Annotated in this window: 21 protein-coding genes and 1 pseudogene; 19 read left to right on the forward strand and 3 right to left on the reverse strand. The window is 41.7% G+C overall.

Features of this window, described 5'->3' with window-relative positions; all coding sequences use genetic code 11:
* The 7 genes from N596_RS08870 to N596_RS08900 all read left to right on the forward strand — a co-directional run bounded on the left by N596_RS08870 (position 1) and on the right by N596_RS08900 (position 6,785).
* Entirely contained in the window at positions 1-600 is a 600-nt protein-coding gene (locus tag N596_RS08870) for a response regulator transcription factor (protein WP_023027686.1), read from the forward strand.
* Positions 601-785: 185 nt separating this feature from the next.
* On the forward strand, positions 786-2,486 hold the full coding sequence (locus N596_RS08875) for an acetolactate synthase large subunit (protein WP_023027687.1): 1,701 nt from the start codon (positions 786-788) through the stop codon (positions 2,484-2,486).
* Positions 2,479-2,955, forward strand: coding sequence for an acetolactate synthase small subunit (ilvN, locus tag N596_RS08880; RefSeq protein ID WP_006594976.1), 477 nt, complete (start codon positions 2,479-2,481; stop codon positions 2,953-2,955). The genes N596_RS08875 and ilvN overlap by 8 nt, the downstream gene beginning before the upstream one ends.
* 67 nt (positions 2,956-3,022) lie before the next feature.
* Positions 3,023-4,045, forward strand: a complete 1,023-nt coding sequence (gene ilvC / locus N596_RS08885) for a ketol-acid reductoisomerase (RefSeq protein WP_023027688.1) — start codon at positions 3,023-3,025, stop codon at positions 4,043-4,045.
* 215 nt (positions 4,046-4,260) lie between these two features.
* Complete coding sequence (gene ilvA, locus N596_RS08890; protein ID WP_023027689.1) at positions 4,261-5,511, forward strand: threonine ammonia-lyase IlvA; 1,251 nt, start codon at positions 4,261-4,263, stop codon at positions 5,509-5,511.
* A gap of 61 nt (positions 5,512-5,572) precedes the next feature.
* Positions 5,573-6,460 (forward strand): SPFH domain-containing protein, encoded by an 888-nt coding sequence (locus tag N596_RS08895; RefSeq protein WP_023027690.1) that lies wholly within the window; start codon positions 5,573-5,575, stop codon positions 6,458-6,460.
* Positions 6,461-6,569: 109 nt separating this feature from the next.
* A complete protein-coding gene (locus tag N596_RS08900) occupies positions 6,570-6,785 on the forward strand; it encodes a capsule biosynthesis transcriptional regulator (protein WP_006594972.1) in 216 nt (71 codons plus the stop codon).
* Positions 6,786-6,979: 194 nt separating this feature from the next.
* On the opposite strand, the gene N596_RS08905 is transcribed toward N596_RS08900, so the two are convergent.
* A complete protein-coding gene (locus N596_RS08905) occupies positions 6,980-7,720 on the reverse strand; it encodes an amino acid ABC transporter ATP-binding protein (RefSeq protein WP_023027691.1) in 741 nt (246 codons plus the stop codon).
* On the reverse strand, positions 7,720-9,282 hold the full coding sequence (locus N596_RS08910) for an ABC transporter substrate-binding protein/permease (RefSeq protein ID WP_023027692.1): 1,563 nt from the start codon (positions 9,280-9,282) through the stop codon (positions 7,720-7,722). Before N596_RS08910 ends, N596_RS08905 begins: the two co-directional genes overlap by 1 nt.
* 119 nt (positions 9,283-9,401) lie before the next feature.
* On the opposite strand from N596_RS08910, the gene N596_RS08915 reads away from it, so the two are divergent.
* The 10 genes and pseudogenes from N596_RS08915 (at position 9,402) to N596_RS08960 (ending at position 20,481) form a co-directional block, all read left to right on the forward strand.
* Complete coding sequence (locus N596_RS08915) at positions 9,402-11,309, forward strand: DUF2207 domain-containing protein (protein WP_023027693.1); 1,908 nt, start codon at positions 9,402-9,404, stop codon at positions 11,307-11,309.
* A gap of 309 nt (positions 11,310-11,618) precedes the next feature.
* Positions 11,619-12,455, forward strand: a complete 837-nt coding sequence (locus tag N596_RS08920) for an undecaprenyl-diphosphate phosphatase (protein ID WP_023022205.1) — start codon at positions 11,619-11,621, stop codon at positions 12,453-12,455.
* A gap of 164 nt (positions 12,456-12,619) precedes the next feature.
* Positions 12,620-13,366: an adaptor protein MecA gene (gene mecA / locus N596_RS08925; protein ID WP_023022206.1), complete on the forward strand. Its 747-nt coding sequence runs from the start codon at positions 12,620-12,622 to the stop codon at positions 13,364-13,366.
* Entirely contained in the window at positions 13,363-14,520 is a 1,158-nt protein-coding gene (locus N596_RS08930) for a glycosyltransferase family 4 protein (RefSeq protein ID WP_023027694.1), read from the forward strand. Before mecA ends, N596_RS08930 begins: the two co-directional genes overlap by 4 nt.
* Positions 14,521-14,606: 86 nt before the next feature.
* Entirely contained in the window at positions 14,607-15,377 is a 771-nt protein-coding gene (sufC, locus tag N596_RS08935) for a Fe-S cluster assembly ATPase SufC (RefSeq protein WP_023027695.1), read from the forward strand.
* Between the two features lie 41 nt (positions 15,378-15,418).
* Positions 15,419-16,681 (forward strand): Fe-S cluster assembly protein SufD, encoded by a 1,263-nt coding sequence (gene sufD, locus N596_RS08940; RefSeq protein WP_023027696.1) that lies wholly within the window; start codon positions 15,419-15,421, stop codon positions 16,679-16,681.
* Positions 16,682-16,683: 2 nt separating this feature from the next.
* Complete coding sequence (locus N596_RS08945; protein WP_023027697.1) at positions 16,684-17,910, forward strand: cysteine desulfurase; 1,227 nt, start codon at positions 16,684-16,686, stop codon at positions 17,908-17,910.
* The gene (gene sufU / locus N596_RS08950) at positions 17,897-18,331 is read left to right on the forward strand and encodes a Fe-S cluster assembly sulfur transfer protein SufU (protein ID WP_023027698.1); all 435 of its coding nucleotides are present in this window, start codon (positions 17,897-17,899) and stop codon (positions 18,329-18,331) included. Before N596_RS08945 ends, sufU begins: the two co-directional genes overlap by 14 nt.
* 144 nt (positions 18,332-18,475) lie before the next feature.
* A complete protein-coding gene (sufB, locus tag N596_RS08955) occupies positions 18,476-19,888 on the forward strand; it encodes a Fe-S cluster assembly protein SufB (protein WP_023022212.1) in 1,413 nt (470 codons plus the stop codon).
* Positions 19,889-19,907: 19 nt separating this feature from the next.
* Positions 19,908-20,481, forward strand: a pseudogene (locus N596_RS08960) (hypothetical protein).
* Positions 20,482-20,700: 219 nt separating this feature from the next.
* Here the strand turns inward: N596_RS08960 and pbp3 are convergent.
* The gene (pbp3, locus tag N596_RS08965) at positions 20,701-21,933 is read right to left on the reverse strand and encodes a D-alanyl-D-alanine carboxypeptidase PBP3 (RefSeq protein ID WP_196805883.1); all 1,233 of its coding nucleotides are present in this window, start codon (positions 21,931-21,933) and stop codon (positions 20,701-20,703) included.
* Positions 21,934-22,117: 184 nt separating this feature from the next.
* Here pbp3 and N596_RS08970 point away from each other — a divergent pair, with 184 nt between their 5' ends.
* Together N596_RS08970 and N596_RS08975 are read left to right on the forward strand one after the other, a co-directional pair.
* Positions 22,118-24,082 carry a peptide ABC transporter substrate-binding protein gene (locus N596_RS08970; protein ID WP_023027699.1) on the forward strand — a complete coding sequence of 655 codons (1,965 nt, stop codon included), beginning with the start codon at positions 22,118-22,120 and terminating at the stop codon, positions 24,080-24,082.
* 191 nt (positions 24,083-24,273) lie between these two features.
* Positions 24,274-26,259, forward strand: a complete 1,986-nt coding sequence (locus N596_RS08975; protein ID WP_023027700.1) for a peptide ABC transporter substrate-binding protein — start codon at positions 24,274-24,276, stop codon at positions 26,257-26,259.
* Positions 26,260-26,269 lie beyond the last annotated feature (10 nt).

Below are 26,269 nucleotides of genomic sequence, written 5' to 3' on the forward strand. Positions count from 1 at the left end.
ATGCGCTTATTAGTTGCTGAAGACCAAAGTATGTTGCGAGATGCTCTCTGCCAGCTCTTGCTCCTGCAAGAGGATGTGGAAGAAGTCTTGCAGGCTGGAGACGGGCAAGAAGCTATTCACATACTCGAAAGCCATCCAGTCGATATTGCCATTGTAGATATCGAGATGCCAATCAAAACAGGGTTAGAAGTGTTGGAATGGGCTAAAAGTCAACAACCCCAACTCAAGGTCGTCATCGTTACGACTTTTAAGAGACCGGGTTATTTTGAGCGGGCCCTCAAGGCCGGAGTCGATGCCTATGTCTTAAAAGAACGTCGCATTACAGATTTGATGGCAACACTTCATACGGTTTTGGCAGGGCAAAAAGAATATTCTCCTGAATTAATGGAGGAAATCCTAACCCATCCCAATCCTCTAAGCTCTCAGGAGCAAGCGGTCCTAAAAGAAGTTGCAAAGGGAGTTTCTAATCAAGAAATTGCTGATCGTTTATTTCTCTCTAACGGGACTATTCGCAATTATATGTCGGCTATTCTGACCAAGTTGAATGCAGAGAACCGGACCGAGGCGGCGAAAATCGCCCAAGAAAAGGGATGGCTATAAGCAAGCAAAGTTTCTAGGATTCCTAGAGACTTTTTTGATTGGATTGTTCTTTTTTAGGACAACTCTCATTAATCGGATTTGGATAGAAAATTCAGAAAATTTGTGATTTTTACTTGAATTATTTTCCAAAAATGGTATGATAGTAGCATGCTCATTTGATAATCAAAGAAACAGAAAGGAGAGACATGGAGAAAATTACCTTAGAAACTGCAAAAACAGGTTCAGAGCTTGTGCTAGAAACGCTTCGAGATCTTGGGATTGATACCATTTTTGGCTACCCAGGTGGAGCGGTTTTGCCCCTTTATGATGCTATTTATAGTTTTAAAGGGATCAAACACATTCTTGGCCGACATGAACAAGGCTGCTTGCATGAAGCTGAAGGCTATGCCAAATCAACTGGGAAGCTAGGTGTGGCCGTCGTCACAAGTGGACCTGGAGCAACCAATGCCATTACAGGGATTGCGGATGCCATGAGTGATAGTGTTCCTCTTCTTGTGTTTACTGGTCAGGTCAACCGTTCTGGGATCGGGAAAGATGCCTTTCAAGAGGCGGATATTGTTGGGATTACCATGCCCATCACCAAGTACAATTACCAAGTACGTGAGACAGCGGATATTCCACGGGTTATCACGGAAGCAGTTCATATTGCGACAACTGGGCGTCCAGGCCCCGTCGTCATTGACCTTCCAAAAGATGTCTCTGCCCTAGAAACTGATTATATTTACAATCCGGCCATTAACATTCCAAGTTACCAGCCGACTATTGAACCAAATGAATTACAGATTAAGAAAATCTTGAAGCAACTTGGAAAGGCTAAGAAACCAGTCCTCTTGGCTGGAGGTGGCGTCAGCTATGCGGAAGCAGCAACAGAATTGGTCGAGTTGGCAGAACGCTATCAGATTCCTGTGGTAACTAGTCTTCTAGGACAAGGAACGATTGCGACCAGCCACCCTCTCTTCCTTGGAATGGGTGGGATGCACGGTTCCTTTGCGGCTAACATTGCCATGACAGAAGCGGATTTTATGATTAGCATCGGTTGTCGTTTTGATGATCGTCTGACGGGAAATCCAAAGACCTTTGCGAAGAATGCCAAAGTCGCTCACATTGATATTGATCCGGCTGAGATTGGTAAAATCATTGCAGTCGATATTCCAGTCGTTGGCGATGCCAAAAAAGCCTTAAAACAGTTGTTAGCAGAGCCAGTGGTTCATAACAATACGGAGAAATGGGTCGAGAAAGTCACCCAAGATAAGAATCGGGTTCGTTCTTATGATAAGAAAGAACGCGTCGTCCAACCTCAAGCGGTTATTGAACGCGTTGGTGAGTTGACCAAGGGGAATGCTATCGTCGTAACAGACGTTGGGCAGCATCAAATGTGGGCAGCTCAGTACTACCCGTACCAAAACGAACGGCAGTTGGTGACTTCTGGTGGTCTAGGAACCATGGGATTCGGTGTACCAGCCGCCATTGGTGCTAAGATTGCCAATCCAGATAAAGAAGTCGTGCTCTTTGTCGGAGATGGTGGCTTCCAGATGACCAACCAAGAATTGGCAATCTTGAATGTTTACAAGATCCCAATCAAGGTCATCATGCTCAACAACCATTCACTTGGAATGGTTCGGCAGTGGCAAGAAGCCTTCTATGATGGACGAACATCAGAGTCTGTCTTTGAAACCTTGCCAGACTTCCAATTGATGGCGCAAGCCTATGGGATTAAGAATTACAAATTTGATAATCCCGAAACCTTAGAGAAGGATTTGGAAGTTATTACCGAAGATGTACCAATGTTCATCGAGATCGACATTTCTCGGAAAGAGCACGTTTTACCAATGGTACCAGCTGGTAAGAGCAATCATGAGATGTTGGGGGTGAAGTTTAATGCGTAGAATGTTAACAGCCAAACTTCAAAACCGGTCTGGGGTTCTCAATCGCTTTACTGGTGTCTTGTCTAGACGCCAAGTCAACATTGAGAGTATCTCGGTAGGGGCGACAGAAAATCCTAATGTGTCACGGATTACTATTATCATTGACGTCGCGTCTCATGATGAAGTGGAACAAATCATCAAGCAACTCAACCGTCAGGTCGATGTGATTCGCGTTCGAGATATTACAGATAAACCTCATCTCGAGCGTGAAGTGATTCTGATCAAGGTCTCAGCGCCTGCAGAGAAACGGGCAGAATTGCTGGCCATTATCCAGCCCTTCCGCGCGACTGTGGTAGACGTGGCTCCAAGCTCCATCACCGTGCAGATGACAGGAAATGCAGAGAAGAACGAAGCTCTCTTGCGTGTCATTCGTCCTTATGGGATTAAGAATGTTGCACGGACGGGTGCAACTGGCTTTACCCGCGATTAAAGCCCACCATTCAAAATAGTTACTACCGCCTAAGAGGCAATAAAAATAGAAAAGAGAGAAAAAAACTATGGCAGTTCAAATGGAATACGAAAAAGATGTAAAAGTAGCAGCACTTGACGGTAAAAAAATCGCCGTTATCGGTTATGGATCACAAGGTCATGCCCATGCTCAAAACTTGCGTGACTCAGGTCATGATGTGATCATCGGTGTACGTCCAGGTAAATCTTTTGACAAAGCAAAAGAAGATGGTTTTGATACTTACACAGTAGCAGAAGCAACTAAATTGGCTGATGTCATCATGATCTTGGCTCCAGACGAAATCCAACAAGAATTGTACGAAGCAGAAATTGCTCCAAACTTGGAAGCTGGAAATGCTGTTGGATTTGCACATGGTTTCAACATCCACTTCGAATTCATTAAAGTTCCTGCAGATGTTGATGTCTTCATGTGTGCGCCTAAAGGACCAGGTCACTTGGTTCGCCGTACGTATGAAGAAGGATTTGGTGTTCCTGCACTTTACGCGGTATACCAAGATGCTACAGGTAACGCTAAAGACATCGCTATGGACTGGTGTAAAGGTGTTGGTTCAGCACGTGTAGGACTTTTGGAAACAACCTACAAAGAAGAAACGGAAGAAGATTTGTTTGGTGAACAAGCCGTTCTTTGTGGTGGTTTGACTGCCCTTATCGAAGCAGGTTTTGAAGTCTTGACGGAAGCCGGATACGCTCCAGAATTGGCTTACTTTGAAGTACTTCACGAAATGAAACTCATCGTTGACTTGATCTACGAAGGTGGATTCAAGAAAATGCGTCAATCAATTTCAAACACTGCTGAATACGGTGACTACGTGTCAGGTCCACGTGTCATTACTGAGCAAGTGAAAGAAAACATGAAAGCCGTTCTTGCGGACATCCAAAATGGTAAATTTGCTAATGACTTTGTCAACGACTACAAAGCTGGTCGTCCAAAATTGACTGCTTACCGTGAACAAGCGGCTAACCTTGAAATCGAAAAAGTTGGTGCTGAATTGCGTAAAGCAATGCCATTCGTTGGAAAAAATGATGACGACGCCTTTAAAATCTATAACTAATGAGGTGATGGTGAAGTTGGGAGAAATCCCAACTTCTTTTTCATCAATAGCAGAGATGGATTGGAAGGTATTTTCAACCATTTAGCAGAATCTGTATGAAGAGACGTGCCATATCGAGCATTTTGGGTGATTTTTCTGAAAATTTGGAAAACACGCTGAAATTTTTGCAGTCTTTTGATATAATTAGATGAAATAAGGAGAAGAAGAGGAAGACTATGATAACATCGAAAGATATCATAAAAGCCCACAAGGTCTTAAAGGGTGTGGTTGTTGAGACTCCCTTAGATTATGATCATTATTTATCCGAAAAGTATGGAGCGAAAATCTACTTAAAGAAGGAAAATGCTCAGCGTGTTCGTTCCTTTAAGATTCGTGGAGCCTACTACGCGATTTCTCAGTTGAATGAGAAAGAGAGAGAGCGAGGAGTAGTCTGTGCCTCGGCGGGTAACCATGCACAAGGGGTCGCCTACACATGTAGAGAGATGAAAATCCCAGCGACCATCTTTATGCCCATTACGACACCTCAGCAGAAGATTAGCCAGGTTCGTTTCTTCGGTGGAGAGTATGTGACCATTAAATTAGTAGGAGATACCTTTGATGCTTCTTCTAAGGCAGCGCAGGAATACACCGAGCTTAAAAACTGTACCTTCATTGATCCATTTGATGATGTCAACGTCCAAGCGGGTCAAGGGACTGTAGCCTACGAAATCCTAGAGGAAGCTAAAAAAGAGTCGATTGACTTTGATGCTGTGTTAGTACCAGTTGGTGGGGGAGGTCTCATCGCTGGAGTATCCACCTATATAAAGGAACAAGCACCAGAGATCGATGTTATTGGGATCGAAGCAGATGGAGCTCGGTCGATGAAGGCAGCATTTGAAGCTGGAGGCCCGGTCAAACTCAAACAAATTGATAAGTTTGCGGATGGAATCGCTGTTCAAAAGGTTGGCCAGCTGACTTATGAAGCAACGAAAAAAAATGTTGAGACCTTAATTGGAGTAAACGAGGGCTTGATCTCTGAGACCTTGATTGATCTTTATTCCAAGCAAGGCTTGGTTGCAGAACCGGCTGGAGCTGCCAGTGTTGCGGCTTTAGAAGTGTTGAGAGACTATATCAAAGGGAAGACCATTTGTTGTGTGATTTCTGGTGGGAACAATGATATTAACCGGATGCCAGAGATGGAAGAGCGAGCTTTAATCTATGATGGTATCAAACACTACTTCATCGTCAACTTCCCGCAACGTCCAGGAGCTTTGAGAGAGTTTGTAAATGATATCTTAGGGCCAAATGACGATATCACGCGGTTTGAGTACATCAAACGGGCAAGCAAGGGGACGGGCCCAGTCTTGATTGGGGTTGCTTTAGCGGATAAGCATGATTACGCAGGTCTGATCAATCGGATTGAACAATTTGACCCCGCTTTCATTAATTTAAATGGAAATGAAACTCTCTACAACATGTTGGTATGATGGATTCTTTACCAAAGAATCACTTTTAAAAAGTAAATAAAACATAAAGGAGAATCAGAAAATGATTTGGATTTTTCTACTGGCTATTCTAGTCGTTGGAGCTAGTGTATTTATTAGCTCACTCTATGTGGTGAAACAACAATCTGTTGCGATTATTGAGCGTTTTGGACGCTATCAAAAGATCAGCAACAGTGGGATTCATGTCCGTGCACCATTTGGAATCGATAAAATTGCGGCGCGTGTGCAATTGCGTCTCTTGCAAAGCGAGATTGTGGTCGAAACAAAGACACAAGATAACGTATTTGTTACCATGAATGTAGCGACACAATACCGCGTAAATGAAAACAATGTAACGGATGCTTACTACAAATTGATGCGCCCAGAAGCTCAGATCAAATCTTACATCGAAGATGCCTTGCGCTCATCTGTTCCAAAGTTGACCTTGGATGAATTGTTCGAGAAAAAAGATGAAATCGCCCTTGAGGTTCAAAAGCAAGTAGCTGAAGAAATGTCGACCTATGGTTACATTATCGTAAAAACCTTGATTACTAAAGTTGAACCAGATGCTGAAGTTAAGCAATCTATGAACGAGATTAATGCGGCTCAACGGAAACGTGTGGCAGCCCAAGAACTGGCAGAAGCTGATAAGATCAAGATTGTTACAGCAGCTGAGGCAGAAGCTGAAAAGGATCGTCTTCACGGGGTCGGGATTGCAGAACAACGGAAGGCTATCGTAGATGGTTTGGCTGATTCTATCAAGGAATTGAAAGATACCAATGTGAATTTGACAGAAGAACAGATCATGTCCATTCTTTTGACCAACCAATATTTGGATACTTTGAATAACTTTGCAGAAAAGCAAGGAACCAATACCCTCTTCTTACCAGCAAATCCGGATGGCGTAGAGAATATTCGTACCCAAATCCTTTCAGCTTTAAAAGCAAAATAACAAAATATCTGACTTTTTTAAAATTGTTCGTACTTTCAGCTATTATGGTTGACAAAATATGCAAAAAATTTTATATTAGTATTGGAAATAATAATATAGGAGAATGATCATGGCTAAATCGAACTTCGAAAAAGTGGAATCAGTTGTTGGTTGGGTACGTGATAAAAAGATCACTGGGTATCGTATCAGTAAAGAAACGAACGCCCGTGAAATGTCTATCATTGCACTTGCGCAAGGTCGTGCAAAAGTGAAAAACATCTCGTTTGAAACTGCGCTTGGCTTAATCGATTTTTATGATAAGAATCATCAAAAATTTGAAAATTAAAATACTATATAAAAAAGAAGGGAACAAGCTTCCCTTCTTTTTATATAGTATAAATCAGGATATCGTAGGAAAGTATCACTAACTCTCTCCCTAGCTATTAAAGGATTTCGACAAGCTTATGTGTGGAATTTCACTTTCATTTAATGGTATTCGAAAACTCCCTCATCGGAATCATTCCAGTGAGGGAGTTTGTTTTAATTTAAGAAACGTTGAAGGAATTCCTTGGTTCGTTCTTCTTTTGGATTGGTAAAGATTTCTTTTGGATCACCTTGTTCAGCGATGACCCCCTTGTCCATAAAGATAACGCGACTTGAAACATCTCGGGCAAATTCCATTTCGTGAGTCACCACGATCATGGTTAGGCCTTCTTTGGCTAACTCTTGCATAATTTTAAGAACTTCTCCGACCATTTCAGGGTCCAGAGCTGAGGTTGGTTCATCAAACAAAATGGCATCAGGATCCATAGAAAGGGCCCGAGCGATAGCCACCCGTTGCTTTTGGCCGCCTGAGAGTTGTTTTGGACGAGCAGCCCAATAAGGTTCTCCCATGCCAACTTTCTCTAAGTTCGCTTTAGCAATTTTCTCTGCTGTTTCACGATCACGCTTGAGAACGGTTGTTTGTGCCACAATGGTATTTTCCAAGACATTTAAGTTTTCAAATAGATTGAAGCTTTGGAAAACCATGCCCAATTTTTCCCGATAGTGGGTGAGATCGTAATCAGGATCAAGAACGTTCTGTCCCCGGTAGAGGATTTCTCCATCAGTCGGAGTTTCTAAGAGATTAATGGAGCGAAGGAAGGTAGATTTCCCGCTACCAGAGCTCCCAATGATGGAGATAACTTCGCCCTTCTCAACAGAAAGAGAGATGTCCTTCAAAACTTCGTTTTGACCGTAGGATTTTTTTAAGTGTTTGATTTCAAGTATTTTTTCTGCCATTATTTCACCTCTTTGACTTGCATTTGATTGGCACCAGTTGTGTAGGTATCAGAGTCTAAGCGACGTTCGATGTATCGAAGGATACGGGTGATGGTGAAAGTCAGGATAAAGTAAATTACCGCAATAATGGTAAAGGTTGGGAAGTATTGGTAGTTTTGAGTTGCGACCGTATTTCCTGTAAAGTAGAGTTCAACCACAGAGATAACATTCAAGACAGATGTATCCTTGATGTTGATGACAAATTCATTCCCTGTCGCTGGCAAGATATTGCGCACGACCTGTGGGAGAACGACCTTGCGCATGGTTTGTCCATGGGTCATCCCCAGAGCGGTAGCCGCTTCAAACTGGCCAGTATCCACTGCTAAGATTCCTCCACGAACAATCTCACTCATATAAGCTCCTGTGTTGATCGAAACAATAAAGATAGCAGCCCAGGTACGATCCAAGGAAATGTTAAAGGCTTGGGCTGAACCGTAGAAAATAACCATGGATTGAACGATCATCGGAGTACCACGGAAGATTTCAATGTAGACATTGAGGAACCAGCCAAAGAATTTTTGCAAGGCAGCTAGAGCCTTGTTTTTAGACGTAGGAGCAGTTCGGAAAACACCGATTAACAAACCGATAATCAAACCAGCAATGGTCCCTGTCATAGAGATTAAGAGGGTCATTCCAGTTCCTCGTAAGAACTGTGGTCCATTATCTTTCAAAATTTTCATCATTTGGCTGAAGAAAGTCTGCTCATCATCACTAGCATCGTTGGAAGCGGGTTGCTTCTCAATCATATCATCCATGAGTTTGACTTGGTCTTCAGCCGAAATTTTAGCTAGTGTAGCATTGACTTGGTCGATTCGACTGTCGCCTTTTTTCATCCCGATAGCAATGGTCGCATCTTCCTCCCCGACTTCAAAACCTTTTTTGAATTGGATCATCTTAAATTTTGAATTAGCAGATTCAGCTGTCAAGGCTTCAGGCCGCTCAGAAACATAGGCATCGATAACGCCAGATTCTAAAGCTTGACGCATCTGGGCGAAATCCCCCATAGCGGTTTCTTGTTTGGCGCCCTTGAGTTGGGAGATGAGAGAATAGAGGTAGACCCCTTGTTGAGAGGTGACCTTTGCATCCTTGAAGTCATCTAGACTAGTCGCATTTGCATAGTTCCCGTCTTTGCGCACCAGCATGACCGGCTCACTGGTATAGTAGCTATTAGAGAAAGCAACCTCTTTCTTGCGTTCAGCAGTAGGACTCATTCCAGCGATGATCATATCGATTTTACCAGAGGTGAGGGCGGGAATTAGTCCGTTCCAAGATGTTTTTACGATCAGCGGTTTTTTACCTAGTCCCTCAGCAACCTTTTTTGCGATTTGGACATCGTATCCGTTGGCATATTGGTTAGTGCCATCAATCTTCACGGCTCCATTTGCATCATCCTCTTGGGTCCAGTTGAAAGGAGCGTAAGCGGCTTCCATCCCGATCCGGAGATATTCGTCTGCTTTTACAATATGGCTCATTCCCAGGCATAAAAGTAGTCCTGTAAAGAGAGCATAAATTGTTTTTTTCATGTAGTCTCCTCTTCCTATATAAATAGTATCATCTTATTGTACAGGAAATTGGCCTACTTTTCAAACCTGATAGCCTTTTCATAAAAAAATGCTATAATATACCAAAGGAGTATAGGAAAATGAAAAAAATTCTGTATGTTCTATTTGCAGTGATGACCTGTCTATTTGTAACGGGTCTTGTCAAGGCGGATGGTCCTTCCTATGAGATTCATTCTTATCGGGGGACTTTAATCTTGGAAACTTGGGACGATGCTACTTATGAGGAAGAATTGGTCTATCATTTTACAACTTCCTATAATGGCCAATATGTCACCTTGGGATCGGCGGGTAAAATGCCTCAAGGTTTTGAAATAGTAACTCCTCCCCTGGTGGAAGTAGAAGGCAGAACCTTGTCACAAGAACCAGAAGTTCAAAATTTAGGTGATGGTTATCAGGTTAAGATTTACAATGGCGGAAGCGCAGGGGATACTGTTAAGGTGAAGGTTACCTGGCAGTTAAAAAACCTGCTCTATGTTCATCGGGATATCTTGTTATTGAACTGGAAGCCCATCAGTGATGGGGATCAGGGGGTCAAAAAAGTAGAGTTGCAGGTCATTCCGAAATTTGCCACGGCTACCTCGAAAGCGGAACTAAATATCCATACGGCTTATATGGGAGCTGAGGTAACTGTCCAGAAAGAAGGAGCAAACTATAGGGCTATTCTACATCATCTGAAACGAAAAGAAGGTGTTGAAATTTATGCTTACTGGTTGAAATCGGATGTAGCTTCCTTTGGGGAATCAGATAGAGATACAGGCTTAATGGAGGAGGCCAACTATCATCGGACGCAAGCTGGAATTGTTCAAAAACGGACCTGGATTCGCCTATTTATAAAGGTCCTACTTCCAATCCTTGTTCTGCTCTTCCTTCTTCTTGCTATTTATTATCGTCATCGTTTCATGAAATCTGTTACTTCTACCAAGGTTTTTCCGAAAAATAGTCGCTTGTATGAGATTCCAAATAACGTTGCGCCTCTACTAATGGCTTCAATTGTTTATTCTACAGAGCTAGATGAAATCTCTCCAACCAAAAAACACGCTCGGGGAGCCTTTAAATTTGATCAGTTGGTGCAAGCTACCTTACTTGATTTGATTGATCGAAAAAATATCATCTGTGAGCAATACGACACTCATACAGTTTTAACGATTCAAAATGAAGATACATTGGATGAATTTGAGAGAGAGTTTCTTAGACTTGCATTCGGTTCTCAAAAATATTGTAGAACAGATGACTTGTTTTCAGATTATGAAATTTCAGATTCTCTCTATAAATATGCTTCTAAGAAAGATCAAGATGAGATTCGTGAGCGAGGAAAACAAGCACAAAATCGTATTGATGCAGCGATTTCTCGTGTCTCTCAAGCTGTTCAGCAGAAGATCCAAACATTTACCCTTCCTTCTTATTATCGTCCCTTAGAGGCTGGGGAGGAAAGTGCAGGACGTAAAAGTCTCTTCTTTGGATGGGTTGCATGGAGCATTGCCTTGGTAGCTGGTTTAGTAGCTTATTTTGTCTTAAACTGGCTCTCTATCTTTTGCGTGATGTATGTGTTGGTGATGTGGATCCTTCCGGCATCCTTCCAAGGGAAGTTCAGCCTCTATCAACGGGATGGGGTCCCAACAGAGCTCGGAGCTGAGCAACGCTATTATTGGGATAGCTTCCGTAATATGTTGCGGGATATCGCTCATTTGGAAGAAGCAGAAATTCAATCGCTGGTTTTATGGAATCGTTTATTAGTCTATGCTACTTTGTTTGGTTTTGCAGATCAAGTAAGTAAAGTGATGAAGCTTCGTCAAATCCACTTAGAGAACCCAGGTATGGATGCCTATGTCTACACTCCGTTTCGTAGTAATCTAATCCATTCCAGCCGTCTCTTGTCTAATTATGGAACGACTGCTACAACCGCTAGTCATTTCACAGTATCGTCAGGCGGAAGTTCAGGGGGTGGTTTCTCTGGCGGTGGCGGAGGCGGTGGCTTCGGTGCTTTTTAGAGTTACAAATGTGTCGACTAGCCAATCTTGTGTTTACAATTTTATAGGAGGCTGGGACAAAAGTCCTAGCCTCTCAATTGTCTTTGGATTGTCGAGCAAGACGCAGTGGTTGAGTGGGCTCTACTAGGCTGATTTCATCAGCTTTTACAGCCCTACTCAACTGTGCGGAGGTGGGACGACGAAATCGAATTCTAACGAATGACCGATTTCTATCCCACTCTCTTTTAGTCTATGCATCCTTGCAAGCGCATCTGGTTCTATGGCTAGAAATGTGTTATAATATAGCAAATGTAAGTTTAGGAGAAAAAGATGTTTATCATTGAACTGATAAAAGCGATTCTTTTTGGAATTGTTGAAGGAGTCACAGAGTGGCTTCCAATCTCAAGTACAGGTCATTTGATTTTGATTCAAGACTTTATCCAGTTTAAGGATCAAAATCCTGCCTTTATGGAGATGTTTAATGTCGTTATTCAGCTTGGTGCCATTATGGCTGTCGTCGTGATTTATTTCGACAAGCTTTATCCATTTAAGCCGGGGAAATCGAAAAAAGAGGTGAGACGGACTTGGCAATTGTGGGCCAAGGTTGCTGTGGCGACTCTACCCTTGCTCTTTGTCTTTAAATTGGATGATTGGTTTGAAGCTCATTTTCATAACTCTTTTTCTGTAGCCATCATGCTGATCACCTATGGTTGGGCCTTTATTTACCTTGAAAAACGGGAGCAAGTAGAGCCGGAAGTGACGGAATTACACAAGTTGCCTTATAAGACAGCTCTCTATATTGGATTGTTCCAAGTCTTGTCGCTTTTCCCAGGAACCAGTCGGTCAGGTGCAACAATTGTAGGTGGTTTGGTCAATGGAGTTAGTCGCTCAGTGGTGACAGAATTCACCTTTTATCTGGGGATTCCTGCCATGTTTGGGGCTAGCCTATTAAAGGTCGCTAAGTTTGTCTTGGGAGGAAATGCTTTAAGCTTCAGCCAGGGAACAATCCTTTTAGTTGCTATGGCGGTAGCCTTCGGTGTTAGTATGGTAGCGATTCGCTTCTTGACAGACTATGTCAAAACTCATGACTTCACAGTCTTTGGGAAATATCGGATTGTTCTGGGGGCGATTTTGCTCGTCTACGCAGTGATTAAAATCTTTATCTAATAATGAAATTGGAGTGCTTCTTCCTTTTCTTCAAACTGCTATGTTTGCGGGGGAGGAAGTGCTCTTTTGTTTAAGTCTTGTTTCCTATCTAAGGAGGGGGTCATGTTTTGAAAAATATGTCCCTTTTTAGTATAATAGAAAGACTAATAGTATGAGGTGCAGTCATGAAGATGAAGCAAATCAGTGATTCAACCATTAAAATCACGATTCAATTAGAGGACTTAGAAGAACGGGGCATGGAAATGGCCGATTTTTTGGTGCCTCAAGAAAAAACAGAAGAATTTTTCTATACCATCTTAGATGAATTAGAAATGCCAGAAAGTTTCTTAGACAGTGGTATGTTAAGTTTCCGAGTGACCCCTAAGCCAGATAAACTCGATGTTTTTGTGACCAAATCAAAAATTGATCAGCATTTAAATTTTGAAGATTTTTCCGACTTGCCTGATATGGAAGAATTGTCGCAAATGTCTCCAGACGAATTTATCAAAACCTTGGAAAAAACCATCTCTGAAAAGAGTAAGGGAGACGGCGATGCGATCCGTCATTTAGAAGCTGAGGAATTGGCTGACGAAAATCAGATTTCAGAAGAAGATACATCGAATCATCCAGTAGATACACGGTATATTTATTATATCCTCCAGTTTTCTCAGTTAGAAGAAGTGATTCGGTTTACAAAAACAGTTCATTATGCTGTTGAGACTTCTGAACTTTATAAAATGGACGGGATGTACTATTTAACCATCCTGATCGATTTGGAAGGGTGTCCGCAGGATTATCCAGGTTGGCTTTTGGCAACTATGCGTGAATATGCGGAAGATACAGATACTACTAGAGCTGTCCTTCAGGAACATGGCCATCTCTTGCTTGTCTCAGATGCTATTCACGAACTTCAAAAGGTTAATTTGGTATGATTACTTTTCCGTTACAATTTATCCTGGTCCTGATTGCAACTTTTTTGATCAGTTTGATTCTAACTCCCTTTGTGAGGTTATTGGCGTTTAAAATAGATGCCGTAGACTATCCAAATGCGCGTCGGATCAATAAGAAACCCATGCCCAGCGCTGGTGGTTTAGCTATTATTCTTGCTTTTACCATTGCAACCGTCATTTTGTTGCCGATGATTACAAAGGGGCATGTAGCTAAGACATCTTATCTGACCTATACCGTACCAGTTGTCGTTGGAGGATGGATTATTGGACTGACTGGTTTAGTCGATGATATAAAAGAATTATCACCGCGGTTAAAGATGCTGGGGATTTTCCTAGGAGCTAGTGTGATCTGGTTTTTTACAGATTTTCGCTTAAATGATTTCAAGATACCTTTCGGGGGACCATTTCTTCATTTTGATCCTTGGTTATCGTATATTTTAACAGTTATTTGGATCATTTCTATTACCAATGCAGTCAACCTAATTGATGGTTTGGATGGCCTGGTCAGTGGAGTTTCGATTATTTCCTTGGTGACGATGGGGATTGTTTCTCATTTCTTTCTCCCAGTGCCCAATCTCTTTTTGACCATGACGATTTTTGTCTTAGTCATGGCCATTGCTGGTTTCTTCCCCTTTAATTATCATCCAGCGATTCTTTATTTAGGGGATACAGGAGCCCTCTTCATTGGTTTTATGATCTCTGTTTTGTCCTTGCAAGGTCTTAAGAATGCGACAGCTGTTGCGGTTGTTACGCCGATGATTATCTTGGGAGTTCCAATTACGGATACCTTTTTAGCAATTGTCCGTCGGACTCTCTCTGGTCAGAAGTTTTATGCACCAGATCGGAATCACTTGCACCATCGTTTACTTTCTTTGGGCTTAACGCATCGCGGAACCGTTTTGGTTATCTATGGAATTTCGATGATTTTTGCTATGATCTCTCTGCTGTTGAATATCTCTACTCGTATTGGCGGAGTTCTTCTTGTCATTGGTTTGGTATTAGGGGTTGAGCTCTTAGCGGAATTAATTGGAGTCCTAGGTCCTCACCATAGTCCGCTTCTCAATTGTTTACGCTATATAGGGAATTCTGCCTATCGAGAGAAAGTTCGACAAAATAGAAAAAACAAGACTAAATAAGAACGATTCTAAACACCAGAAAAGCCTTTTAGGCTTTTTTTTGTTATACTAGATAAGACAAAACTCTATAGCAGAAAGGAATACAAATGTCAGTATTAGAGATTAAAGATCTTCATGTAGAAATTGAAGGCAAGGAAATTTTGAAAGGCGTGAACTTGACCCTTAGAACAGGAGAAATCGCAGCCATTATGGGTCCTAACGGAACAGGGAAATCAACCCTATCTGCAGCCATTATGGGGAATCCAAACTATGAAGTTACCAAAGGTGAAATTCTATTTGATGGAGTAAATATCCTTGAGTTGGAAGTGGATGAGCGTGCTCGTATGGGACTTTTCCTTGCTATGCAATATCCATCAGAAATTCCAGGAATTACCAATGCTGAATTCCTTCGTGCAGCTATGAATGCTGGAAAAGAAGAAGACGAAAAAATTTCTGTTCGTGATTTTATCACAAAATTGGATGAAAAAATGGAACTTCTCAACATGAAGGAAGAAATGGCAGAGCGTTATTTGAATGAAGGCTTCTCAGGTGGTGAGAAAAAACGCAATGAAATTCTGCAATTGTTGATGTTGGAACCGAAGTTTGCCCTTCTTGATGAGATTGACTCTGGTTTAGATATTGATGCCCTTAAAGTGGTTTCAAAAGGGGTCAATGAAATGCGTGGTGAAGGTTTCGGTGCTATGATCATTACCCACTACCAACGTCTCCTAAACTATATTACTCCTGATGTGGTTCACGTGATGATGGAAGGTCGTGTGGTCCTTACAGGTGGTCCTGAACTTGCTGTGCGTTTGGAACGTGAAGGATACGCGAAATTAGCAGAAGAGTTAGGTTACGACTACAAAGAAGAACTCTAATCTTGTGTCAAAAACTGAACAGGATCTTTGAGGAGGAGTAAATGACCAAAGAAAATATCAAACTTTTTTCAGAAATGCATGCAGAGCCTCAATGGTTGCAAGAGTTGCGCCAGAAGGCTTTTGATAAAATGGATGACTTAGAACTACCCGTGATTGAACGTGTGAAATTTCATCGTTGGAATCTTGGGGATGGAACGATCACAGAAAGTGAACCACTCACTGCTGTGCCAGACTTCACTGCGATTGACAATCAATTAAAATTGGTTCAGTATGGGACCCATACAGTATTTGAACAGATTCCAGTTGACTTGGCGAACCAGGGTGTTGTCTTCACAGATTTTCACTCAGCCTTGGAAGAAATTCCGGAGGTCATAAAAGAATTTTTCATGTCATCTGTTAAATACGATGATGACAAGTTAGCGGCTTACCACACAGCCTACTTTAACAGTGGTGCTGTTCTCTATATTCCAGATAATGTAGAAATTGCGGAACCAATCGAGGGTGTATTCTACCAAGATAGTGATAGCGATGTGCCATTTAACAAGCACATCCTGATTATCGCTGGTAAAAACAGTAAGATTAGCTATCTAGAACGCTTAGAATCGCGTGGAGAGGGTAGTGCCAAAGCGACTGCTAATATTACAGTCGAAGTGATTGCTCGTTCTGGAGCGCAAGTGAAGTTTGCAGCGATTGATCGCCTCGGTGAGAATGTTACTGCCTACATTAGCCGCCGTGGCAAACTAGGCAAGGATGCCAGCATTGACTGGGCTATCGGTGTCATGAACGAAGGAAATGTCGTTGCTGACTTTGATAGTGACTTGATCGGAAATGGAAGCCATGCAGACCTTAAGGTTGTAGCTTTATCTAGTGGGCGTCAAATTCAAGGGATTGATACCCGTGTAACCAACTATGGTTGCAATTCAGTAGGGAATATTTTGCAACATGGTGTCATTCTTGAAAAGGCAACCTTGACCTTCAACGGGATTGGCCACATTATCAAGGGAGCTAAGGGAGCGGATGCCCAACAAGAAAGCCGTGTGTTAATGCTTTCTGATCAAGCACGTTCTGATGCCAATCCAATTCTTTTGATTGATGAGAACGACGTGACAGCAGGTCACGCGGCTTCTATCGGTCAAGTTGACCCTGAAGATATGTATTATTTGATGAGCCGTGGCTTGGATCAAGCAACTGCAGAACGCCTAGTGGTTCGTGGCTTCCTTGGATCAGTGATTGTGGAAATTCCAGTTAAAGAAGTTCGTGAAGAAATGATCCAAACCATTGAAGATAAATTATTAAAGAGATAAAGATGATAGATGTCGAAAAGATTCGGAAAGATTTCCCGATTTTAGATCAAATTGTGAATGATGAGCCACTTGTCTATTTGGATAATGCAGCGACGACACAAAAACCAAAAGCTGTCTTAGAAGCTGTGAATCGATATTACCAAGAGGATAATGCCAATGTTCACCGCGGAGTCCATACCTTGGCCGAACGGGCGACCGCTTCCTACGAAGCAGCAAGAGAAACTGTCCGTCGTTTTATAAATGCTTCCTCAACCAAAGAGGTCTTGTTTACGAGAGGAACCACGACAGGCTTGAACTGGGTTGGTCGGTTTGCAGAAGAAATCCTAGAAGAGGGGGATGAGGTCCTCATCTCCATTATGGAACACCATTCCAATATCCTTCCTTGGCAGGAGGCTTGCCGTAAGACGGGGGCTAAGTTGGTTTATGCTTACTTGAAAGACGGTGGTCTGGATCTAGAGGATTTCCGAAAAAAATTGACAGATCGAACCAAGTTTGTTTCCATTGCTCATGCCTCTAATGTACTCGGGGTGATAAATCCTGTCCAAGAAATCGCTCAATTGGCCCATGAAAAAGGAGCCATTGTGGTAGTGGATGGGGCTCAATCAGTCCCTCATATGAAAATAGATGTTCAAAAACTAGATGCAGACTTCTTTGTCTTTTCGGGCCATAAAATGGCTGGACCTACAGGGATTGGAGTCTTGTATGGAAAAGAGCAGTATCTCAACCAAATGTCACCTGTTGAATTTGGTGGAGAAATGATTGACTTTGTCTATGAACAATCAGCAACCTGGAAGGAACTCCCTTGGAAATTCGAAGCAGGGACTCCCAATATGGCTGGCGCCATTGGTTTGGCTGCGGCGATTGATTATTTGGAGGCTATTGGCATGGATGCGATTGAGCGTCACGAGCAAGACTTGATTGCCTATGTCTTTCCCAAACTTCAAGCGATTGAAGGCTTGAAAATTTATGGCTCCCAAGATTTAGCGAAACGTTCAGGGGTGATTTCCTTCAATTTAGGGGATTTGCATCCTCATGATCTTGCGACTGCCTTGGATTATGAAGGGGTTGCCGTTCGGGCAGGCCACCATTGTGCCCAACCTTTAATCCAGTATTTGGAGGTTCCGGCGACTGCTCGAGCTAGCTTTTATCTCTACAATACAAAAGAAGACTGCGATAAGCTTGTAGAAGCGCTGATAAAAACAAAGGAGTTTTTCAATGGCACTTTCTAAATTAGATAGCCTCTATATGGCAGTAGTGGCTGACCATTCAAAAAATCCCCATCATCATGGAAAGATTGAAGGAGTTGAACAAATCAACCTGAACAATCCTACCTGTGGGGATGTGATTAGTTTGTCTGTTCAGTTTGATGATAATGGAGTAGTCAAGGATATTGCCTTTGTCAACTCAGGTTGTACGATTTCGACGGCTTCTGCTAGTATGATGACGGATGTTGTCCTAGGAAAATCAAAGGAAGAAGTGCTAGAGTTGGCGACTATTTTTTCGGAAATGGTCCAAGGCAAAGAAGATGCCCGTCAAGACCAGTTGGGAGATGCTGCTTTTTTAGCTGGGGTTGCTAAATTCCCGCAACGGATCAAGTGTTCGACCCTAGCCTGGAATGCTCTCAAAAAAGCAATTGATTCTCAATCGTAATGATGCATAAGAGTGTGCAAATTCTAGTGTGCCCTTTAACCGATTTTCTTCTTACTTAATTGACTCAAAACTCGGATGCTTATGGTCAAGACTAGAAGATGAATCATATGGAAAGAGCGCAAAAAAGAAACTGAAAGGAAAGATATGACAGAAGAAAGAGTAGAACCAAAACCAATTGATCTTGGTGAATATAAATTTGGCTTTCACGATGATGTAGACCCGATCTTGTCGACAGGAAAAGGGTTGAATGAATCAGTTATTCGTGAGTTATCTGCTGCGAAAAATGAGCCGGAATGGATGCTGGAGTTCCGTTTGAAGTCCTATGAAGCATTTAAAAAAATGCCTATGCAAACATGGGGGGCAGACTTGTCAGATATTGATTTTGATGATTTGATTTACTATCAAAAACCATCTGATAAACCTGCACGTAGCTGGGATGAAGTGCCCGAAAAAATCAAGGAGACCTTTGAACGGATTGGGATTCCAGAAGCAGAGCGTGCTTACTTGGCCGGAGCAGCAGCTCAGTATGAGTCTGAAGTGGTTTACCACAATATGAAGGAAGAATTTGAGAAGTTAGGAATCATCTTTACCGATACAGATTCTGCCTTGAAGGAATATCCAGACTTGTTCAAGCAATACTTTGCTAAGTTGGTACCTCCGACAGATAACAAGTTAGCAGCCCTCAACTCCGCAGTATGGTCAGGCGGAACCTTTATCTATGTACCGAAGGGTGTAAAGGTTGATGTTCCTTTGCAGACTTACTTCCGAATTAACAATGAAAATACAGGTCAGTTTGAACGGACCTTGATTATTGTCGATGAAGGAGCAAGTGTCCACTACGTAGAAGGATGTACAGCGCCAACTTATTCAAGTAACAGCTTGCATGCTGCTATTGTCGAAATCTTTGCTTTGGATGGCGCTTATATGCGTTATACAACTATCCAAAACTGGTCTGATAACGTCTATAACTTGGTAACGAAACGGGCCAAAGCGATGAAAGATGCGACGGTTGAATGGATCGATGGGAACCTCGGTGCCAAAACGACCATGAAATACCCATCAGTTTACCTAGATGGAGAAGGTGCACGTGGGACCATGTTGTCGATCGCTTTTGCCAATGCTGGGCAACACCAAGATACAGGTGCTAAAATGATCCACAATGCTCCTCACACGAGCTCTTCTATTGTTTCAAAATCCATCGCTAAAGGTGGAGGAAAGGTTGATTACCGTGGACAAGTGACCTTCAATAAAGATTCAGCGAAATCGGTTAGTCACATCGAGTGTGATACCATTATTATGGATGACTTGTCTGCATCTGACACCATTCCATTTAATGAAATCCACAATTCACAAGTTGCATTGGAACACGAAGCTAAGGTCTCAAAAATTTCAGAGGAACAATTGTATTACCTCATGAGTCGAGGCTTGTCAGAATCCGAGGCAACAGAGATGATTGTCATGGGATTTGTGGAGCCCTTCACTAAAGAACTTCCGATGGAATATGCAGTTGAGCTTAACCGCTTGATTAGCTATGAAATGGAAGGATCTGTCGGCTAATAGGAGCAAGGAGTAGCAAATGGGATTCTTAAAAAAATTATTTGGTAATGTTGAAAAAGCGAATAAGGGCGAAATTCCTGCAGAGGAAATTGTTCCCCCCATTTACAAACGATCTAGCCGAAGAAGCGGATGATTATTGGAGACAAATGGAACAAAATCTCTTGATTAATGCTGTGAAGGCTGTTGGTGGCCCTGATAAAGCTGATCGTGCCTTTATGCTAGTGAATTTTAAGCCAGGTCAAGAAACATTTGACTTGTATTATCAAGTTGATGGGAAATTAATTTCTTGGCAAGAATTAGATCCACCGCTTGTGGAAAAAATCCGTCTTCAACTCTTGCCGCAAGCTTCAGCTGTAGCCCATGCAGTAAATGAAAATTACGAAGCTGCGAATGTTCCTGTGATTAGCTACGCCATGCTTCAATTAGAAACAGCGACCATGGCTTGGTTTGGTCGTAAATTAACAACAGCTACTCCTGAAGCTAGCTTATCTTTTGAAGAATTGGTAGCAGGTTGGCGTGGGGTGATTGAAGAAGAAATCCCGACTCATCCAATAGACAGTGACACTGCTTTTCCTTATTTCGAAGTTCGATAGAAGTTCTATTGATTGATTCAACTAAACAAGAGAGTGGGACAGAAATCGGTAATTCGTTAGAATTCGATTTCGTCGTCCCACCTCCGCACAGTTGAGTAGGGCTATAAAAGCTGATGAAATTAGCGTAGTAGAGCCCACTCAACCACTGCGTCTTGCTCGACAATCCAAAGACAATTGAGAGGCTAGGACTTTTGTCCCAGCCTCTTTGTTTATTAGTATTTATAGCTTTTCGTTAACGTAACGAACAAATTGATTCCACCATACCTTTAAGAAGAAACTTTTTTGGATATTTTCTCCGCTCACCATTTCCATACTAGGAGCTTTACCTTCGATATACCCTCGCCCGATGGGTTCTGGGTCGGTGTAGGTAAGGGTCCCTAGGGAAGTACCTTTCTTTAAGGGAGCGCTAAAAGAAGGTTGGCTGCTTTCGAAGGTGATTTTAGGTTCTGCTTGGCTTCCTTGCCGTTCGATCACGATGAAGTCATCCTTGGCAACAGCAATAGCGCTGGTTTTCTTGCCATCAAGAACCGTTGATTTACTGTTGTTGTAGGCTTCGCCTTTGCTGACAATCAAGCTTGCAATGAAGTTTTGGCTCACATAATTCATCAGGTTGGCTGTTGCAACAAATCGTGCGTAGGGATCTCCATCGATTGCCTCAACACCAATGACAACGGTAATCATTCGAATACCGTTTTGGTTAGTAGAAGCCACAAATGAAATGCCTCCTTTTTCGGAATTTCCAGTTTTTAGACCATCCACTCCTGCTCGATAGCTGGGCATGTTCTCTAGCATATAATTGCTGCTCTCCAATTGAATTCCAGCAAATTCTGCATGGGAAAGGGAGGTGATTTTGGTAACTTCAGGGTAGTCTTCTAAGAGATGTTTTGCGATGACTGCCACATCATAAGCACTCAGCTTGTTTTCAGTATTCTTCTTTTTAGATTCCTTATTATCGTCAATAAGGGATTGATCCAGTCCGCTAGCATTTACAATGATAGCGTCTTTAATCCCCCATTTTTTTAGTTTTGCTTGCATAAGGAGGATGAATTTTTCCTCGCTTCCAGCTACTTTTTCAGCTAAGGCGATGGCAGCGCTATTGGCGTTTGATACAAGCAGCGCAGTGAGCAGGTCTTTAACCTTGTACTTGCGAGCTTCCATAGGGACGTTACTGATTCCTTCGACAGCAGTTAGTTGGTAGGCTTTGTCCGAAATCTCCACGTCGTCATTTAAAGATAATTTTCCTTGTTGAATGGCTTCATAGACGAGATAAGTGGTCAAAAGGTTGCTGATTCCACCAACCTCTTTTTTTTCTTCGCTATTTTTTTCGTAGAGTATTTTACCTGTTGTCCCATCAATCGCGATAGCATGCTGGGCTCCAAGCTCTAGGTCCTCTGCTTTCACAGGAGAAGTAGTGAGAAGTGTAAGAAGTAGACAAAGAAGTAAAGTGATTATTTTTTTCACGTTTGAATCCTCGATTGTTTATTGTCACTACTATTGTATCATAAAAGAAGGAAACTTCCCCAATCCTCTTTTTGTCCAGTTATCAATCGAGATCCTACGGTTCGATTTTAAAGATAGTTGGTAAAATGAGAGAAATAGTGTATAATGGTAGAAAACCTAACATAAGGAGATAGTGATGAAAGTAAATAAACGGTTCGTACTGGCCGGTGTTTCTCTAGCCAGTGCTCTTCTATTGACAGCCTGTGGCGGTGGAAGTAGCAATCAATCTACTTATTCTTATATTTATTCAACAGATCCAAATACTTTGGACTACATTGCCTCGACTCGTACAACAACGTCTGATATTACAAGTAACCTTGTTGATGGTTTGTTAGAAAATGATAAATATGGAAATTTAATCCCAAGTTTGGCAGAAGACTGGACTGTTTCGGAAGATGGCTTGGTGTATACCTATAAACTTCGAAAAGATGCAAAATGGTATACCAGTGAGGGAGAAGAGTATGGTGCTGTAACAGCCCAGGACTTTGTGACAGGTATCAAACACGCTGTGGAAGCAAAATCTGAGGGTCTTTTCTTAATCCAAAATTCGATTAAAGGCTTAGATGCATTTGTCAAAGGTGAAACAAAAGATTTCAATACAGTTGGCGTGAAAGCCCTAGATGATTATACCGTTCAATATACCTTGGAACGTCCAGAAAGTTTTTGGAATTCTAAGACGACCTCAGGCGTCCTCTTCCCGGTTAACAAAGCTTTCTTAGAATCTCAAGGGAAAGACTTCGGTTCTTTGAAGCCAAGTAGTATTCTCTATAATGGTCCTTATTATTTGAAGAATTTAACTTCAAAATCGCAGATTGAACTTGTGAAAAATAAGGAATATTATGATGAAAAGAATGTTCATATTGATCATGTGAAGTTGACCTATAATGACGGATCAGATCCAGAATCTGTCATCAAGAAATTTGAGAATGGACAATATTCATTTGCGACAGTAATGCCAAATAGCTCCACTTATAAGAGTGTAAAAAAGAAATTTGGTGATAATATTGTTTATGGTGTTCAATACGGAACATCATACTACCTCGGATTCAACATTGATCGTCAGAAGTATAACCATACAGCCAAAACAACAGATGCTCAGAAATCGTCCACAAAACAAGCGATTTTAAACAAAGACTTCCGTCAAGCTGTAAACTTTGCCTTTGACCGTGAAGCCTATGCAGCTCAAACATCGGGAGCAGATGCGGCGACCAAGATTCTTCGGAATACCTTGGTTCCACCGACTTTTGTTCAAGTAAATGGAGAAGAGTTCGGTAAGGTTGTTGAGAAACAATTGGTGACCTATGGAGATGAGTGGAAAGATGTAAATCTAGATGATGCCCAAACCACTCTCTACAATCAAGAAAAAGCCAAGACTGAGTTTGCAAAAGCTAAAGAACAACTGCAAAAAGAAGGGGTAGAATTCCCAATTCATTTGGATTACGTTGTCAGTCAAACGGATAACAGTCAGGTACAACAAGCTAGCTCCTTTAAACAATCCGTAGAAGCTGTTCTCGGTGCAGACAATGTTGTCGTAGATATTCAGAAATTATCTGATGATGACTTTAACAATATTACCTATTTCACAGATACTGCTGCTGAGAAAGATTATGACCTTGCAGGAGGTGGATGGGTTCCAGACTACCAAGATCCATCTACTTATTTAGAGAGCTTAAGTCCTGTTAACGGTTCTGTTTTCTACTATCTAGGTGTGGATGCAGGCTCAAACAGTCCTGCTATTCCAGCAGTTGACTTTGGGAAGTATGCAGAACTATTAAAAGATGCCAATGCTGAAGTGAATGATCAAGCTGTACGCTATGAGAAATACGCAGCTGCTCAAGCATGGCTAACCGATAGTTCATTGATCTTGCCGACTGTTTCAAATGGTGGAACTCCAATGTTGCAACGGACTGTTCCATATAGTCGTGCGGCTTCATGGGTTGGAACAAAAGGAACTGGAACCAACTATAAATATCTTGAACTTTCAGAAGAAGTCATCAAGACAAAGGATTACGATGCAAGCAAAGAAAAATGGTTAAAAGAAAAGACTGAATCCAATAAAAAAGCTCAAGAAGAATTAAAGAACCACATCGAATCGAAATAGATGAAAAATAATTGGGATAGTAAGAAGGCATAAGTTTATTTAAGGGAAGGAGCCACTAAAAAGGATTGATTTTTTAGGCAGTCCCCCGCTTAGTGGCTCCTTTCACTTGCCAAATATTCAGAAAATTTAGTTTACTTTTTTCTTTACTTATGCTATAATTCTATCTAAATTCAATAAAATGGAGACTCAAAATGAAAAAAAGTAAAGTTTTTGCATTTGCCGGAGTAACATTGCTCGCAGCAACTTTCCTTGCAGCATGTTCTGGCTCAAAAGATAGCAAGTCTGCATCAAAAAAAGATACAACGTATGGCTATGTTTATACAGATGATCCTACAACTTTGGATTACACCGTATCTTCAAAAGCTTCCGTACACGATATTACAACAAACGGTGTAGATGGTTTGTTGGAAAATGACAAATACGGAAACCTTGTGCCATCTATTGCTGAGGATTGGTCTGTTTCAAAAGACGGCTTGACCTATACTTACAAAATCCGTAAGGGTGTTAAATGGTATGATGCCGACGGCGAAGAGCATGGTGAAGTAACAGCTCATGACTTTGTTACTGGATTGAAGCATGCGGCAGACAAGAAATCAGAATCTCTTCCATTGGTGAAAGACTCAATCAAAGGATTGAAAGACTACTCAGAAGGAAAAATTTCAGATTTCTCCGAGGTTGGGGTCAAAGCAATAGATGATTATACACTTGAGTATACTTTGAATCAACCAGAAACTTTTTGGAATTCAAAAACAACTAATGGAGTTCTTTTCCCAATTAGTACAGAATTCTTGAAGAGCAAGGGTGATGAATTTGGTCAACCTGGTAATGTCAAATCAATCTTGTTCAATGGTCCATTCCTTTTGAAATCAATCACTTCTAAATCAGAAATCACTTTTGAAAAGAACGAAGATTACTGGGATAAAGACAACGTTCATATTGACAAGATTAAATTGTCTTATTATGATGGATCAGATCAAGATTCCATAGCGCGCGGTTTTAGCGATGGTTCATATACCAAGGCGCGTCTATACCCTGCTAGCTCTAACTTTGCGTCTGTTGAAGAAAAATACAAAGACAATATCTACAACACACAGCCTGGTTCTGGTGTCGCAGTCTTAGGTTTCAACATTGACCGTCAAGCTTACAACCATACTTCTAAGACGTCAGATGAGCAGAAATCTTCTACGAAGAAAGCTATCTTGAACAAGAATTTCCGTCAAGCTATCACCTTTGCCTTGAACCGCGAAAATTATTCAGCGCAAGTCAATGGTAAAGAGTATGCTAAGGCTGCTATTCGGAATATGTACACTGCACCTGCCTTTGTTCAAGTAAACGGTAAAGACTTTGGTGATGTAGTAGCAGACAAGTTGCAAACTTATGGGGATCAATGGAGCGGTGTGAATCTTGCAGACAGTCAAAACGGACTCTATAGCAAGGAAAAAGCAAAAGCTCAGTTTGAAAAGGCAAAAGCTGAACTCCAAAAAGAGGGTGTTCAATTCCCAATCCACTTGGATGTTCCGGTTGCACAAAACTCAACAAACTTTGTGTCACGGATGCAATCCTTCAAACAATCAGTTGAAGAAACACTTGGTACAGAAAACGTTGTTGTGGACCTTCAAATGATGGACCAAGATGAAGTCTTGAACATTACTCTTAACGTACCATCAGCTGCAGAAACTGACTGGGACCTTCAAGGACTTGTAGGATGGAATCCAGACTATGATGACCCATCTACTTACCTTGATACCTTGCAACCATCTTCTCCAGACCAAACTAAGACTTATCTTGGATTTGCTGGTGGTGTCGATAATGCCTCTGCTAAGGCTGTTGGCTTAGATGAATATGCGAAGTTGCTTGATGATGCAGAAAAAGAAACCCTAGACGTAGTGACACGTTATGAAAAATTTGCAGCAGCGCAAGCTTGGTTAACAGATAGCGCATTGGTAATTCCAACTATGACAAGCTCTGGTGCAGCTACAGTGGTTTCAAAAGTGGTTCCATTCTCTGAACCTTCATCACAAACAGGTAACAAAGGATCAACTTATTTCAAATATGTTGAAATTCAAGATGAACCTGTCACTAAAAAACAATATGATCAAGCACGTGAAAAATGGTTGAAAGAAAAAGCTGAATCAAACAAGAAGGCTCAGCAAGATCTTGAAAAACACGTCAAATAATCACCTTCAT

It is taken from the genome of Streptococcus ilei, from assembly GCF_000479335.1.
GTDB lineage: Bacteria > Bacillota > Bacilli > Lactobacillales > Streptococcaceae > Streptococcus > Streptococcus ilei.